Origin of the sequence: Jeotgalibaca porci (genome assembly GCF_011299095.1) — a bacterium.
Lineage (GTDB): Bacteria > Bacillota > Bacilli > Lactobacillales > Aerococcaceae > Jeotgalibaca > Jeotgalibaca porci.
The window spans coordinates 249,247-264,213 of record NZ_CP049889.1; the positions used below are offsets into that span (position 1 = coordinate 249,247).

Below are 14,967 nucleotides of genomic sequence, written 5' to 3' on the forward strand. Positions count from 1 at the left end.
ATACAAATATTTTGTATTACCGTTTATCTTGCAGGATAATCCAGTTTTGGTGGACAATATTTAACCGATTGAGTACATGATTTTGAAGAAACTGTAAATCAGAATCAGACAACTTGTCTGCGTTTTTAGCGATGAAATTAGATAGATCATGCCGTGCCAACGTTAAGTTTTCTGTCACTGTTTCCTCGGATTCGTAGTGCATTTCGTCACTCCCTCTTATAGATAGAAGTGTTGTTCGTACGCTTGTTTTATTTCCGCGTGTGTTGCGTGGGTAGATAACAGCAGCAATAATTTAATCCGCAATTTGTCCGGAGTTAAATCTTCACCTTGGATAACGCCCATTTTACGTAAATAGGTCTCCGATCCTATAAAACCGTACGTATCCGTCAGCATGCTGCCTTTTCGTGAACGCGACGTCAAAATGACGGGAACGTTTTTTTCGATTGCTTCTTGGATGCCCGGCACCATATTTTGTGGCACATGCCCGGCTCCAAAGCCTTCAATAATGATGCCGTCGATGCCGTCATTTAGCAGATAGCGTAACATCGTTGAGTCTTGACCGATATAAGTCGGAACAATCGCTACTTTTAGTTTCTCAATTTCTGAACCAATTTGGTAGTGGTCATGTATTAAAGGTTTACGCGTCCAGACACAGTGCCCGTTATTTACATGGCCGATATGTCCAAAATCAATTGCTTTGAAAGTTGTGAGAGCTGTTTTATGTTCTTTAATAACATCACGAGCCGGAATAATTTCCGATCCAAAAACAACTAAGACACCCATTTCAGCCGCGCGTTGGTCTGATGCAACCAGAACTGAATCGGCAATATTTAAAGCCGCATCGGACATGGTCAAAGATGAATTACGTTGCGCACCTGTTACGACAACCGGCACATTTAAATGGAGTGTTAAGTCTAGAAAGTACGCTGTTTCTTGGAGCGTGTCCGTTCCATGCGTAATTACAACGCCGTCCACTTTCTCCTCATTTACTGCTTTCTCAACGAGCTCTTTTAAGGTTACTAAGTCCTCAATTTGAATATGCGGGCTCGGAATATTTATATACTCCATTTCAACAAACGTGATATCAGTGCGATCAATATTTGCTAGTTCGAGTAATTTGCGTGCGCCAAGAGCCGAATTTGCTAAACCGCTCGCATCTGCCTGCATGGCGATTGTGCCTCCGGTCGAGATCATGGCTATTCTCTTCATTTTCTTCCTCCTTATGTATGTGTGTCTAGATTATGAATAAGCATACCATTTTTTTATTTTATAAGACACTTTGTTTAAATAAAAAAATGGTTTTTGACATTTTTTGCTTATCTATATGTAGAGGAGGAATTTATATGAAGCCAGTTACGTTATTAATGATGGAAGCTTTAAATGAACGGATGAATTTGGATGCGGAAGAAAAACGTTATTTGGGAAATTTACTGAAAGGTTTTAATGGAGAGTTTGCGTTTAGCGAGCGTTTGGGTGATTTGAAATGTGAACATATACTGTTAAAGGATTTGATTTTCGACCCTAAATATTCGGGACAGATTCAGTTAGATGCTTTGTTGTTTATCAAGGACTGCGTGATAATTTACGAAGTGAAAAATTACAGCGGTGACTGGATTCACGGTAGTGAATGTTACCGGAATGGCGACATCGAAATCCCGAATCCGCTGATTCAGGCGACGCGTACGAAAAATAATTTCAAACGTTTATTGAGTGAGCTTGGCTTTGACGGTATTTTTGTCGAGGCCTGTGTTGTCTTTGTAAACCCCGAATTTACTTTGTATCAAGCAGAAGCTGACAAAAATGTTATTTTCGCATCGCAAATAAACGCCCATATCGCACGACTTGAACAGTATGCACGCCCCTATTCTTTTGAGTTTAACAGGCTAAGTTCAGCATTGCGCGCGGCAGCACTGCCTGATAAAGTCTTTCATAAGCAGATTCCCGCATATCGTTTCGACACGCTACAAAAAGGAATCCGCTGCAGTGTTTGTGGTTGTTTAGTCCAAGGAATTTCGCAGAGAAGGTATCAATGTAACAGGTGTGGCTTTATCGGTCTGAATAATGAAGCTGTCATTCGTGCGCTTCAGGAATTCCAGCTATTGTTTCCTGAGAAACGATTAAACGGACGACTATTATCGGAATGGTGTGATGGGGTATTGTCGCATTCCCAATGTAAGAAAATAATGAAGGAAAGGCTCACTCAGAACTTTGAGTAGGCTGTTTAGCCAAATATAGCTCACTCAGACTCTAAATAGTGTTTGAGTGAGCCAATTTCAGAAAAAGAGCTCACTCAGCTTAATATTTCCGCCTGAGTGAGCTTTTTTAGGTAAAATCGCCTACTCAAAAATGCGAGTAGGCCATTTGATTACATTTTCTCTTGAATACTTCTCGAAATGGCCATCAGCCCTGTATAAAAGGTGGCGATTTCTGTTTCGTACTCGGATCGAACTAATCGTTCCTGATTGCGCTGGATGACGGCATCCTCGCGCGAGCTATCCAACACGGGTAAAGCGTGCGCGCGCTTGTAAGCCGCAACTTTCTTGGCAACCTCGAAACGCTGTTCAACCAAGCGCGTCAACTCTTGGTCAATTGCATCAATTTCCTGGCGGTATTGTTCCAAATCCGTCATGCTTTATCACGTCCTAAAATTAAGTCCATCAACCCAAGCGCAGTTACGGCTTCTAACACAGGCACGACACGCGGAACGATACACGGATCATGACGACCGAAAACTTCCAAGTCGGCATCTTCGCCGGACTCGATATCGATAGTCCGTTGTTTCTTCTCAATCGAAGCGGGCGGCTTAATCGCTGTCCGGAAAACGATTGGCATCCCATAAGTGATACCACCCAAAATACCGCCGTTATTATTCGTGCGTGTTTTGATTTGATTATTTTCATCGTAATAATATTCGTCATTTGCTTCAGAACCACGCATACGTGTGATGTCGAACCCTGCGCCGAATTCAATTCCTTTCGTAGCCGGCACTGCGAAAACTAAATGTGCCAGCGTCGACTCGACGGAATCAAAGAAAGGATTCCCGTACCCAGCATCAATTCCCAGCACAAACGTTTCAACAATTCCGCCGACAGAATCTTTGTCTTCTTTAGCATCCACAATGACTTGATGCATTTCATCCTTTTTCGCTGTATCGAAAACAGGCAACTGTTCGCGCTTCATCGCCGCAATTTGTGCTACAGTCACATTTTTTTGATCGTCAAAGCGCGTGTCCTCTACCGTCCCAATACTCTGAACGTGGGAGCCAACGACAATCCCTTTTTGCTCCAACCACTGTTGGGCAATCGCACCGGCAAAAACTAACGGCGCTGTGATCCGTCCGGAAAAGTGGCCACTGCCACGGTAATCATTATGGCCGTCGTAACGGACTTTCCCTGGATAATCCGCTTGTCCCGGGCGCATCAACCGTTTCATTTGGCTGTAATCTTTTGAACGCGTATTTGTATTCCAAATCAAAGCCGTCAAAGGTGCCCCGGTTGTTTTGCCGTCCAACAAACCGCTGACAATATCCGGCTCATCTTTTTCCTTCCGCGGTGTCGTCAATTCATTTTGACCGGGCGCGCGACGAGCCATTTCAATCATCACAGCATCCATATCGATTTCCAGTCCTGATGGTAAGCCATTGATTGTCACACCGATTGCTCGACCGTGTGACTCCCCAAAAATGGATAATTCTAAATTTTTACCCCAGATTCCACTCACTGATTTGTCCCCCTAATGCTTCAAATTCTTGCCAAAATGTCGGATATGATTTTGAAACATACTCCGCATCTTTAATGATAATTTCGTTTTCACAGACCGTGCTGGCAATCGCCAACATCATGGCCATCCGGTGATCCTTGTGACTCCAGCCTGTCGCATCGCCGTGTAAAGAAGCAATACCGGTAATATGCAATTCTTCGCCAACAACGCGAATGTCCGCACCCAACTTCGCCAGCTCCTCTTTCGTTGCTTCCAGCCGATCACTTTCCTTAATGCGCAAACGCTTCAAGTTGATAATTTGTGTTTCGCCGGGACTGAGACACGCGACTAACGCACTCACCGGAATAATATCCGGCACTTGGGCCCCATCAATCGTCGCGCCACCCTTTAACCCATTTGGTGCAGAAGCTGTGACCGCATCGCCTTCGCTGTGCATCACGGCGCCCAACTGCTCCAGAATTTCTATGATACCTTTGTCCCCTTGATTTGAGTCAGGTTTTAAACCGGTCACGCGAACTGCATTTCCCAACGCTCCAGCGCTTAGGAAAAAAGCAGCTTGGGAATAGTCGCCTTCAACAGTGTAAGTCTGTGCCCGGTAACGTTGGCCGCCGGGAATGAGGAATTCGCGTTCTGTTTCATTGTAGGTTACGGAAATTCCGAAAGCACGTAACACTTCCAACGTTAACTCCAAATAGCCGATTGATTCCACCTCGGTCGTAATCGCAATGACCGAATCACCCCTCAGTAACGGCAAGGTGAACAGCAACCCTGTGATAAACTGGGAGCTGACATTTCCAGCCATTTCATAACGGCCTGCTTTTAATCTTCCACCGACTGTTAAATCCAATTCCGGTGTACCCGATGGCTGAAAATGCAAACCCTGTTCATTAAATATTTTTTCATACGTATCTAAAGGTCGCATTCCTAATTTACCGCGACCGATAAAGCGCGTTTCGCCGTCAAAAAGCGTCGCAATCGGAATGAAGAAACGCAAAGTGGAGCCTGATTCGTTTGCATCAATGAGCCGATTCTGTGCGGACTGCTTTTTACTTACCCCTTCGATGATTAATTTTTTCCGCTGGCCATCACCCAATAGTGTGATTTCGGCACCAAAGGCTCTCATCCCTTCAATTGTCGCAATGATATCATCTGACAAATCGATATTCGTGATGATGCTCTTGCCTTCCGCCAAACACGCCGCTATAATCGCACGATGCGCCATACTCTTTGAAGGCGGAATCGTTACATCGCCGCTTAATTTGGCAGGCTTTAATAGCAAATCCGTCATTATACTTCATTTCCTTTCAACAATGGTGCGAAGAAATCTACCGGAGCAGCCATCGTACGGGATTTTCCAATCGCATCCAACACAACGATAAACAGCGCATTTTCGATATTCTTCTTATCATTTTTGATTAGTGGTAATATTTTTTGATAGTCCGCGGCTTCTGCTAATTCAGTTGGCAGCGCGTATTGTTTCAGTATCGTTTCGATTATTTCTGTCGAACCCTCTGCACTGATTCCCAATGCTTCGGTCAAACGATTCATGGCAACCATCCCGATTGAAATGGCTTGGCCGTGGGTATATTTCTCATAGCGGTAATAGGCTTCAATCGCATGACCAATCGTATGACCGAAATTCAAGAGCATGCGTTCGGAGGTGTCACGTTCGTCGGACTGAACCAAGTCGCGTTTGATGGTACAACAGTCTGCAATAACCGACTCAATCTCGGCCATCACTTCTGCGCGAGATTGGTATTGTTTCAATTGCTCAAAGAAATCGTGGTCGTGGATGCAGCCATATTTAATCACTTCTGCCATGCCATCGTTAAAGGTAGAATCGGATAAAGTTTCCAATACATTCGGATCAATTAGAACCAACTTTGGATGATAGAAAGCTCCGACCAAATTTTTCCCTTCCGGCAAATCAATTGCTACCTTTCCACCGACACTGCTGTCCACTTGCGCCAGTAATGTCGTCGGAATTTGAACAAAGGCAATACCGCGTAAATAACTCGCTGCTGCGAATCCCGCTAAATCACCGATCACGCCTCCGCCCAAAGCAAGCATTAAATCACTGCGAGAAAGTCCAAAGGCAATTAATTCCGAGAAAATATGCTGTAGATTCTCCAACGATTTGCTTTGCTCACCAGGTTCTAGAACGATAACCGTCAGTTCATATCCAGCCGCTTCTAACTGCTCGACCACCCGTTCACCATACAACGCCTGAACATGTGCATCTGTTACAATCGCAATCTTCTTATTTTTATAAACACTTTTAATTTCTTCTGCTAAATGATTCAGCAAACCTTTTTCTATTTTCAAAGGATAGTGAATATCCTCTGACGTGACATCAACCGTTAAGACTGCCATACTCCCACTCCTTAATTTAATTTAGCGGCAACCGTGCGGTCTTCAACTTGCGCCAAGACGCGGATTTGCTCCATTAACTTATCGAATTCGTCCGGTGTCAGACATTGTTCGCCGTCACTCCATGCATTCGCTGGATCTTCATGTGTTTCAATCATCAATCCGTCCGCTCCAGCGGCAACGCCTGCTTTAGCCCCTGCTGGCACTAAGTAAGATTCTCCGCCGGCGTGGCTTGGGTCAATAATAATTGGCAAGTGTGTTCTTCTTTGTAGAACCGGTATCGCTTGAATATCCAGGGTATTACGCGTTTCTGTTTCAAATGTTCGAATACCACGTTCACAGAGAATGACATTGCCGTTCCCTTCTGACATGATGTATTCCGCTGACATCAACCATTCTTTGTACGTCGCAGACAGACCCCGTTTCAAAAGAATCGGTGTTTGTGTCTTACCAATTTCTTTTAATAAGTCAAAGTTTTGCATGTTACGGGCACCAATTTGAATCACATCCACGCGCTCAACAAATTCATCCAGGTATTTCGTAGACATTAGTTCCGAAACAATTGGCATACCTGTTTCTTTTTTCGCTAATTCCAACAAACGCAGCCCTTCCAATTCCAACCCTTGGAAAGAGTAAGGAGATGTACGTGGTTTGAACGCACCTCCACGAATAAAGTTCGCGCCCGCCGCTTTCATCCGCTTGGCAATATTTACAATCTGCTCTTCACTTTCAACCGAACAGGGGCCTGCAATAATAGCTAGTTGTTTGCCGCCGATGATTTCATTATCGACTTTAATTTGTGTATTTTCAGGATGGAAGGCACGGTTTGCCAATTTGTACGGCTCCGAAACGCGTAGTACTTCCACGATATTTTTATTGGCACGAATCGTGCGAATATCTACAGTTGCTGTGTCGCCGGTTACGCCGATGACATCGCGCTCCGTCCCTTCAATGATCACGGGATTCAAGCCAACTTCTTTAATGTGTGCCATAACTTCCTTAACTTCATTCGCTGATGCATTTCTTTTCATTACAATAATCATATTTATCTCTCCCTAATTATATTCGATGTGGTTTGTTCGTTCAAATCTTCCCAATATTTGTATATACGTCACTGCCTGCAAGACTGTTTGCCAAAGTACGTCGAAAGCTACGGACATGTCTGTCATATCCAATTCCAGGAAAAAGCCATAGGCAAAGGGCTGACCTGGTATTGGACGTGCATTGAGTGATAATAAGTTGCAATTTAAGATACCAAATATTTGTAATAATTTAGACAACGCGCCGGGTTCATGGCGCACCTCTAAGTAAAGAGACAGTTGATTCCCCTTAAGAATGGCTGCGTCTGCATGTTTCATAATATAGAAACGCGTTGTGTTTGATTTCTCTGTTTGAATACCCATTGCCAGCGGTTCTAGTCCATATAATTTCCCAGCGCGGGGATTCGCAATCGCCGCCATTTGGGGACTGTTCTGCTTTTTCACATAGGCAGCCGATTTCGCTGTGTCAGCGAAAGGCATTTCTTTCATTTCTGGAAACTGTGCCAGGAAAACCTCGCATTGTGACAGGGCTTCTGGATGCGAATATACTTCTGTGATGGTGCTCAGGTCCGTTCCCGGAACCCCAAAAAGTGTGTAATCAATCGGTTCATAGCGATCCGCAACAGCGACAATCGGCTTATTCCGAAATAAGTCCGCCGTCCGGGCAATAAAGCCGGTGGTTGAATTTTCAACCGGAATGAGGGCCATTTCTAATTTCTTTTCAACCAAATCTGAAATTAATTCGGGGAACGTTGTGTAGCCCATCGCTTCGATGTCCGGCATACCGTGACACTCATTTTGCAGTGCAACTTCACTATTTGATCCCGGCACTCCTAAATAACCAACTTTCAAATACTCATCCCCTCTTTAATAGAATAAAAAAGAAACTCTGCTTAGAAAGAACTAAGCAGAGTTTCTAGTCGCTTCCGTTACGCTGTAACAGAATATTTCAGACCACCGCATAGTTTCTCTAAGCGGCAGGTGTTGCATGTTAAATCAAGCCACTTTAGATATGAAAGTTTTTCACTGTTCATACCCAAAGTGCGGATATGAACCTATCTAAAGTAGCTAAAGTATGTAGATGTGGTTGTCCATTGCTTGTTCAACATATGCGTACCCCGTTTCCTTTTCTTGAACTAATCATAAACAATGATTATTAAAATTGCAAGGTCTTTCTAATAATAATCTAATTTGATTAGATTATGTATTGAATTAATAGTTCTTCTTCCGTATAGTTACACTAAAAGAGATACGAAAGAACGGTGAGAAATTTTGAAGTTTTATGGTTTATTCGGGAAAACTCTCGGGCACAGTATTTCCCAACAGATTCACAAAAAAATTTACGAGGTAACCGGGATAGCTGCTGCGTATAAGAATTTCGAAATTAAAGAAGAGCAGCTCCCTGCAGCGTTAGAAAGCTTACAAATCCTGGGAATAAGGGGCGCAAATATTACGATTCCTTACAAGCAGGATTTTATTCCTCTCATAAACAAGCTTTCGCCGCTAGCGGAACGGTTGCATTCCGTCAACACGATTAAAAACGTTAACGGTGCTTTCGAAGGATATAATACCGACTACGCTGGCATCGCCCTTACTTTTGAACTGAAAAATTGGCAAGTGAAAGATAAACAGGCATATATTTTAGGCTCAGGGGGCGCATCATTGGCGATAGCCCACTACCTGAGTGATCAAGGTGCACAGTCGGTAACGATTGTTTCCCGTTCCGCCGGCCAAAAAAATGGCCCTTGGAAATATATTGATTACGCGGAACTTAAGAAACATTCGGGTGATTTCCTGGTAAACTGTACTCCGATTGGTATGTACCCGGATGTCGACGCATCTCCGGTCGACGAAACCGTCATTGCCCAGTTTAATTATTTGTTCGATATGACGTATAATCCGGCTGTTACGAAATTTCTGGGAATAGGGAATAGTTTGGGTAAAGATACCGTAAATGGCCTGGATATGTTAGTGGGTCAAGCCATACGTTCCGTTGAAATATGGGAAGAGCGTACATTTACTCAAGATGAGGTTTTATCTATTTTAAATTATTTCCGAGAGAACTGGAATGGTGCAAAATGAAAGAGAATATTGTATTAATTGGCATGCCGGGTAGCGGAAAAAGTACGTTGGCGCGCATGTTGAGTAACAAATTACGGATGCCGATGATTGATTTGGATACCGAAATCGAAACATATACGCAAAAGGAAATCAGCCAACTTTTCGAAATCGGCGAATCACATTTCCGTGATATCGAAACCGAAGTAGCGAAAAAATTTGCGCTGAAGAAAAATCTCATCATTTCGACTGGCGGCGGCATCATCTTAAGAGAAGAGAATATGCGTGCGCTACAGAAGAATGGAATTGTCATTTTTCTTAATCGTCATATTGAAAAAATTAGTGATGACGTACAAATTGCCACTCGTCCCCTCTTAAAAGACGGCGTGGAGAGACTTCAAAAATTATACGTCGAACGGATTGATTTGTATCATAAATACGCGCATATTACGATTGAAAATAACGACAACCTTATCATGGCACTGAATGAAATAATTGAAGCGCTCAATGCGTATGTTCAGAAAGGAACTGCAAATGAAATTTAACATCATTCATGGTCCGAACTTAAATTTTCTGGGCATTCGTGAACCAGAAATCTACGGACATCAAACGCTTGACGATATTAATCAGGAAATAATGGCCTATGCGATGGAAAATGGACATGAAGTCAGCTTTTTCCAGAGCAATTACGAAGGCGCGATTATCGACCACATCCAAGCAGCGCATTTTGAGAAAATGGACGGGATTGTCATTAATCCCGGGGCCTTCACACACTACAGTTATGCCATCCATGATGCTCTGAAAAGTGTCTCGGTACCCGCTGTAGAAGTTCACTTAAGCGCGGTTCATCAACGTGAGGAATTTCGTAAAATTTCCGTCACGGCACCAGCTTGTATCGGACAAATTTCTGGATTTGGTGCAGACAGTTATATTTTAGGAATCTTGGCAGTGATACGACACAAGTAGCAGACTTGAGGAGGACGCACGATGAATGAGATGGAGACTATTTTAGAATGGACGTTTATCGCACGCAGTGATATTCCAAACGATGTCGCAAAAATCATGGCTTCAACGGAAACACCGATTGCGGCTTTTAAGACGATTCGTGACCGGGCTATTTTTACAAACAAACGGTTGAGTATCCGCGACTCTCAGGGAGTAACAGGTTCGAAAGTCGAAATGTATTCCATTCCCTATACTTCGATTAATATGTGGGCGACTGAAAATGCTGGAATCTCTCTGGATTTGAGTGCCGAAGTTGATTTGTGGACACGTGCCGGTCATTTCAAAATAAACCTTCGACGGGGAATCGATGTGCGCGAATTCGATCAGATTATTGCTGAAGCAATGTTTGGTGTGGTGTAGATTTTTGCTAGTTATGGCCTTGTCGAAGTGAACTTCCTGGATTGGGACATTACGGCATTAAAATTCGGTTAAAACGTTCCAATAAATAGTTATTGGAACGTTTTGGACTTTTTATTCGCTTGAAATGTCCCAATAAGCCGAGATTGGAACATTTCTCTTGAAAAATAGTATCAAAATGTCCCAATTATGGGGACAAACAAAAAACTCAGACTTTTCGGTCTGAGTTTTTTGATTTGAATGCTATTCTCCAACCATCCCATCGCCATCACGGTCAATCATATAGGGATATAACCAATGATCACTGTAGATAGGCATGCTAAACCCAGCATCTTTAGCCTCTTGGATGGTCACTTGCCCGTTTCCATTTGTATCAACCGTGGTAACATCATTAACTTCTGTTTCAATAGGGGCTTCTTCCACAACTGTTTCGACAACGGGAACCTCCTCAACCACTTCTGGTTCCGGTTCTGGCTCGTCGGTCCAACTCAAGCCTGTAGCATAATCGAGATGCACACTCGGTTGAATATTAGGTACATAAATATGGAACATTAGTGCTTCACCGTTATCTTCAATCGACATTCCTTCCATATAAATACCTGAAGCCAACAAATTATCACCTTCAAAATACGGCGTCACTCGGTAACGCACATGGTTCTCGGTCGTTTCAATATAATTCGCAATAAAGTTCTCAAAAGGAATCATACCTTCCGCATTAAACCAACGTGTTCCAGTAATTAAATTTCGTGCATTTGCGTTCTCGCCCGTCAGCTGAAATCCAATCAAATGGCTGCGATTATATAGCCAACCACCTGGAACCACACTATAGTTCTCTTGATTCCAACCGGTTGGATGGATGCTCGAAATACTTCCGCGCTCTTCAGCTGGCATTAACTCCACGCCCAGAACAGCATTTGCTTCAGTCACACGGCCAAGGTGATCCAAGGCGCCATAGTCTTCCCATGCCTCGGTCGAACTTAAATCGGCGTTGGTGAACAGGGGTATGTTATTATTTATTTCAACATAAGTATATCCATTCGCTATCGGTGGTGTCGCTTGATGAATGGTATCGCGTTCGGTAGCCAACTTCTCTTCAGCTGCTGCGGACTCTGCCTGCGCTTTCGATTCTGCTTCTTCTTTTTGTTTAGCAGCTTCCTCTTTTGCTTTTGACTCGGCCACCTCTTGTTTTTTACGTTCTTCTTCCTCTGCTTCCTTCGCCTTTGCAGCTGCTTCTTTTGCTTCTGCCGGGGCCTTACTTTCCAAATCCTCAACAGGGGTGGATTCAACCACCTCGGAAACCCGTGCGCTATTCGTTTCCTCTGCCACTTTTTCGGGTTCGGCCGGCTTCGCACCTAAGAATAGTGTACTCGCCGCTAACAGACCGATTGCATAATTCCGCATTTTTTTATCTGGATTTTTCTTTATAAAATAAAAAATGCAGCCTGCTGAAAATAGAAACACTGCCGCCGGAAACAACACAGTGAGAAATAATGCCGCCACAATAAATGTGATTTTTTTCACTTTAATATCCCCTTCTGTATATGAATGACTACATTCAACATACATCAGGCCCTTGAAACCGTCAATCCATTCTTTCAAAAATGATTAAAAACCACTGAGAGAATGATGAAAGCTGTTGACATCCTCTCTTAAAATTGCGATATTCATACGAGGTATAATTTTGGAGGCGTTACATGAAAGTTAAAGAGATATTTATTGTTGGTTTTATGCTGTTTGCCATGTTTTTTGGAGCGGGAAATTTAATCTTTCCAATTGCACTTGGCTTTCAAAGCGGTAGCAATTTTTGGCCGGCCATTCTGGGATTTATTTTAACTGGCGTAGGGCTGCCCTTAGTTTCTGTCATCGTTGGTTCGATTTCAGAAAATGGTTACCGGGATTTATTACATAAAATTCATCCCACCTATTCAGTGGTCTTCTTGTTAATCATCTATTTAACAATTGGTCCCTTCTTTGCAATTCCAAGAACAGCAACAACAGCATACGAAATCGGAGTCGTCCCATTTTTGGGCACATCCACCAGCATGGGTTTATTTATTTTTTCACTCTTATTCTTCCTGATTGTCTTACTGGTCGCACTGAGCCCAAGCAATCTGGCAGATAATATTGGTAAATACTTAACGCCCGCCTTACTCATTACGATGTTACTGTTAATCGTACGGACAATCGCGCTCTATCGTTCAAACGAAACCCAAACACTGGTGATGGAAACACCCTTTGTTGTCGGTTTCTCTGAAGGTTACCTAACAATGGATGCCATTGCGGCGATTGCTTTTTCGATTGTTGTTTTAAATGCAATTCGTGGAACAGGTGTAACGGATAAGAATGAACTGTTTATCGGAACAATTAAAGCATCGTTTCTCGCAGTTGTTTTACTCGGTTTTATTTATACGGGACTTGGATGGGCTGGAAATAAAATGCCGACACCAGCATCTCTACCCGCAAATCAGAACCTGGGTGCTTATCTTATCCAAATTATTTCAGATGAAGCATTTGGAAGTTTGGGTATCGTTCTACTCGGTATCATGATATTCTTGGCTTGTCTCACAACAGCTGTCGGTTTAATCGCCGCAGTCAGTGAGTATTTCGCTAGTCTGATACCAAGTATTTCCTACCGTACTTTTGCAATTATCTTTTCTACCCTCTCATTCATTTTGGCAAATCAAGGACTGGATGCCGTCATCCAAACCAGTGTTCCGGTATTGGGTATGATTTATCCGATTGCCATCTCGACGGTTCTCCTCATTGCCGTTTCTTACTTTATTCCTTCCGCACGCATCAGTTTGCAGTTGCCATTAGTTTTAGTCGCAATTATCAGCATTCTGTCAGTCGTGCATCAAAATAACTGGTTGCAGGTTGATACCATCGAAAAGCTACCACTTTATGAAGTAAACTTCCAATGGATTCCCGTCTTGATTATTGGTTACGTGATTGGTCAAGCTTTAGGTGCGCGTCAAGAAAAGATTCAGTATCCATCACCATTACACTAGACAATGAAAAACCCTTGAGCACTTACTCGCTCAAGGGTTTTTTATGTGCTAATTCGTAAATATCGACCTGTCCGTTTAGTTCGCCATCATAGCGCATCACAAAGGGTCCTTCTTCAAAGAAACGTGCACTGGCTACAATCGTCCCGTCATTTGCGAAAATTTCAATACTGGATCCGTCGATAAAAATACGGACATCTTTCAGCTGTTCATCCACTAGTGTTTTCCGCGTTTCAGGTTGATTCGTCAACCAATTCCTGCGTTCCAACGTGAAGCTTTTTTCCAAAACGTCATAATACAATTTTGTATCTTCTTTAAGCACAAGTGTGAACGAAGCTTCCGCTTCTATGTTCATTACTAATTCATAAGCATATTCGTCCGATGCAACTAACCATGGTTCCGTCAGGGCATAAGTCGTTTTATTTTTACGTAACAATGCTAATTCAACAACTGGAATTTGCTTCAACTTTCCCTTTTCGAACTTTAATTCGCGCGGGATGGTCAAATTATGAATCCAACCCTCTGCTATTGTAGGTACAGCTTGCTCAACAGCCGGCTCCATCACACCCATCCAGGCAAATAAAATGCGTCTGCCGTCATCCGCTTCAAATGTCTGGGGAGCATAAAACTCAAATCCCCAGTCTATTTCGGTCATCGGCTCATCCGCCAATTGGAACTTAGAGCCTGTTTTCTCAACTGGAAAATAAACGCTATGATAAATATTTTGGAACTGGTCGCCCTTTGCTTTCAACCCTTGCGGTGAAAGTAAGCATACCCACTGGTCATCGATCTGAAATAAATCCGGACATTCCCACATATAGGCTTTGCCGTCAGCCGGTAGGATTTCGCCTAGATAGTTCCATTCTCTGAGATCATCCGAGGCATACCAAATGGCGGTCCCCTTCAAATCATCTGTTTGAGCACCCAACAGGAGAAACCATTTATCATCCGGTTGAGAATACCAAACTTTAGGATCTCGGACATGTCTAGTAAAACCTTCGGGATGTGCAAATAAGGGGCCATTCTTTTCAAAGGTTAGACCATCAGCTGAAGTTGCATAACATTGGTAACTTTTTTTAGTGCCATCTTCTTCAATGACATTTCCGGTATAAAATAAATACAAAACATCATCTTTTACGACCGCAGACCCGGAATAGATACCATCTTTATCATAGTATTCAGAAGGAGCCAACGCAATTTCCCGTCTTTCCCAGTCCACCATATTATCAGAAACCATGTGTCCCCAGTTTTTATTGATATGTTTCGTACCAGTGGGGTTCCACTGGTAGAAAACATGATACTTCCCATTGAACTGCACCAAGCCGTTTGGATCATTTAACAATCCGTGTAACGGCGTGATGTGATAAGCCAATGGGTATTTTGATTGTGCTACTACACCATCTAACATAATA

General features: G+C 43.1%; 16 protein-coding genes. 6 read left to right on the forward strand and 10 right to left on the reverse strand.

All coding sequences use genetic code 11. The features are described from left to right. Positions 1–16 precede the first annotated feature (16 nt). Together G7058_RS01430 and G7058_RS01435 are read right to left on the reverse strand one after the other, a co-directional pair. Positions 17–202 carry a hypothetical protein gene (locus G7058_RS01430; RefSeq protein ID WP_166061862.1) on the reverse strand — a complete coding sequence of 62 codons (186 nt, stop codon included), beginning with the start codon at positions 200–202 and terminating at the stop codon, positions 17–19. A 14-nt stretch (positions 203–216) separates the two neighbouring features. Then, positions 217–1,209, reverse strand: coding sequence for an asparaginase (locus G7058_RS01435; RefSeq protein WP_166061863.1), 993 nt, complete (start codon positions 1,207–1,209; stop codon positions 217–219). A gap of 134 nt (positions 1,210–1,343) precedes the next feature. On the opposite strand from G7058_RS01435, the gene G7058_RS01440 reads away from it, so the two are divergent. After that, a complete protein-coding gene (locus G7058_RS01440) occupies positions 1,344–2,216 on the forward strand; it encodes a nuclease-related domain-containing protein (RefSeq protein WP_166061864.1) in 873 nt (290 codons plus the stop codon). 149 nt (positions 2,217–2,365) lie between these two features. Here G7058_RS01440 and G7058_RS01445 read toward each other — a convergent pair whose 3' ends face one another. The 6 genes from G7058_RS01445 to G7058_RS01470 are packed head-to-tail and all read right to left on the reverse strand — an operon-like array spanning position 2,366 to position 7,982. Next, positions 2,366–2,629, reverse strand: a complete 264-nt coding sequence (locus G7058_RS01445) for a chorismate mutase (protein ID WP_166061865.1) — start codon at positions 2,627–2,629, stop codon at positions 2,366–2,368. Next, positions 2,626–3,720, reverse strand: a complete 1,095-nt coding sequence (gene aroC, locus G7058_RS01450; protein ID WP_166061866.1) for a chorismate synthase — start codon at positions 3,718–3,720, stop codon at positions 2,626–2,628. The genes G7058_RS01445 and aroC overlap by 4 nt, the downstream gene beginning before the upstream one ends. Beyond that, positions 3,701–5,008, reverse strand: a complete 1,308-nt coding sequence (gene aroA / locus G7058_RS01455; RefSeq protein WP_166061867.1) for a 3-phosphoshikimate 1-carboxyvinyltransferase — start codon at positions 5,006–5,008, stop codon at positions 3,701–3,703. The genes aroC and aroA overlap by 20 nt, the downstream gene beginning before the upstream one ends. Continuing rightward, the gene (gene aroB / locus G7058_RS01460) at positions 5,008–6,093 is read right to left on the reverse strand and encodes a 3-dehydroquinate synthase (RefSeq protein WP_166061869.1); all 1,086 of its coding nucleotides are present in this window, start codon (positions 6,091–6,093) and stop codon (positions 5,008–5,010) included. The genes aroA and aroB overlap by 1 nt, the downstream gene beginning before the upstream one ends. Before the next feature lie 11 nt (positions 6,094–6,104). Further along, entirely contained in the window at positions 6,105–7,133 is a 1,029-nt protein-coding gene (gene aroF / locus G7058_RS01465; RefSeq protein ID WP_166061870.1) for a 3-deoxy-7-phosphoheptulonate synthase, read from the reverse strand. A gap of 12 nt (positions 7,134–7,145) precedes the next feature. Then, entirely contained in the window at positions 7,146–7,982 is an 837-nt protein-coding gene (locus G7058_RS01470; RefSeq protein WP_166061871.1) for a prephenate dehydratase, read from the reverse strand. A 420-nt stretch (positions 7,983–8,402) separates the two neighbouring features. Here G7058_RS01470 and G7058_RS01475 point away from each other — a divergent pair, with 420 nt between their 5' ends. From G7058_RS01475 to G7058_RS01490, 4 genes are read left to right on the forward strand one after another with little or no spacing between them, the layout of a single operon-like run. Continuing rightward, positions 8,403–9,212 carry a shikimate dehydrogenase family protein gene (locus tag G7058_RS01475; protein ID WP_166061872.1) on the forward strand — a complete coding sequence of 270 codons (810 nt, stop codon included), beginning with the start codon at positions 8,403–8,405 and terminating at the stop codon, positions 9,210–9,212. Then, positions 9,209–9,733, forward strand: a complete 525-nt coding sequence (locus G7058_RS01480; protein ID WP_166061873.1) for a shikimate kinase — start codon at positions 9,209–9,211, stop codon at positions 9,731–9,733. The genes G7058_RS01475 and G7058_RS01480 overlap by 4 nt, the downstream gene beginning before the upstream one ends. Next, on the forward strand, positions 9,723–10,154 hold the full coding sequence (aroQ, locus tag G7058_RS01485; protein ID WP_166061874.1) for a type II 3-dehydroquinate dehydratase: 432 nt from the start codon (positions 9,723–9,725) through the stop codon (positions 10,152–10,154). The genes G7058_RS01480 and aroQ overlap by 11 nt, the downstream gene beginning before the upstream one ends. A 21-nt stretch (positions 10,155–10,175) precedes the next feature. Then, entirely contained in the window at positions 10,176–10,553 is a 378-nt protein-coding gene (locus tag G7058_RS01490; RefSeq protein WP_166061875.1) for a PH domain-containing protein, read from the forward strand. A gap of 240 nt (positions 10,554–10,793) precedes the next feature. Here G7058_RS01490 and G7058_RS01495 read toward each other — a convergent pair whose 3' ends face one another. Continuing rightward, positions 10,794–12,071 (reverse strand): DNA/RNA non-specific endonuclease, encoded by a 1,278-nt coding sequence (locus tag G7058_RS01495; RefSeq protein ID WP_227004469.1) that lies wholly within the window; start codon positions 12,069–12,071, stop codon positions 10,794–10,796. A 173-nt stretch (positions 12,072–12,244) separates the two neighbouring features. On the opposite strand from G7058_RS01495, the gene brnQ reads away from it, so the two are divergent. After that, entirely contained in the window at positions 12,245–13,558 is a 1,314-nt protein-coding gene (brnQ, locus tag G7058_RS01500; RefSeq protein WP_166061876.1) for a branched-chain amino acid transport system II carrier protein, read from the forward strand. Between the two features lie 22 nt (positions 13,559–13,580). Here brnQ and G7058_RS01505 read toward each other — a convergent pair whose 3' ends face one another. After that, on the reverse strand, positions 13,581–14,963 hold the full coding sequence (locus G7058_RS01505; protein WP_166061877.1) for a glycoside hydrolase family 32 protein: 1,383 nt from the start codon (positions 14,961–14,963) through the stop codon (positions 13,581–13,583). Positions 14,964–14,967: the final 4 nt, after the last annotated feature.

Bases quoted from the DNA above. Each gene is read 5' to 3' on its own strand.
- G7058_RS01430 (WP_166061862.1), bottom strand. From the start codon at position 202: ATGCACTACGAATCCGAGGAAACAGTGACAGAAAACTTAACGTTGGCA.
- G7058_RS01435 (WP_166061863.1), bottom strand. From the start codon at position 1,209: ATGAAGAGAATAGCCATGATCTCGACCGGAGGCACAATCGCCATGCAG.
- G7058_RS01440 (WP_166061864.1), top strand. From the start codon at position 1,344: ATGAAGCCAGTTACGTTATTAATGATGGAAGCTTTAAATGAACGGATG.
- G7058_RS01445 (WP_166061865.1), bottom strand. From the start codon at position 2,629: ATGACGGATTTGGAACAATACCGCCAGGAAATTGATGCAATTGACCAA.
- aroA (WP_166061867.1), bottom strand. From the start codon at position 5,008: ATGACGGATTTGCTATTAAAGCCTGCCAAATTAAGCGGCGATGTAACG.
- aroB (WP_166061869.1), bottom strand. From the start codon at position 6,093: ATGGCAGTCTTAACGGTTGATGTCACGTCAGAGGATATTCACTATCCT.
- aroF (WP_166061870.1), bottom strand. From the start codon at position 7,133: ATGATTATTGTAATGAAAAGAAATGCATCAGCGAATGAAGTTAAGGAA.
- G7058_RS01480 (WP_166061873.1), top strand. From the start codon at position 9,209: ATGAAAGAGAATATTGTATTAATTGGCATGCCGGGTAGCGGAAAAAGT.
- aroQ (WP_166061874.1), top strand. From the start codon at position 9,723: ATGAAATTTAACATCATTCATGGTCCGAACTTAAATTTTCTGGGCATT.
- G7058_RS01490 (WP_166061875.1), top strand. From the start codon at position 10,176: ATGAATGAGATGGAGACTATTTTAGAATGGACGTTTATCGCACGCAGT.
- brnQ (WP_166061876.1), top strand. From the start codon at position 12,245: ATGAAAGTTAAAGAGATATTTATTGTTGGTTTTATGCTGTTTGCCATG.
- G7058_RS01505 (WP_166061877.1), bottom strand. From the start codon at position 14,963: ATGTTAGATGGTGTAGTAGCACAATCAAAATACCCATTGGCTTATCAC.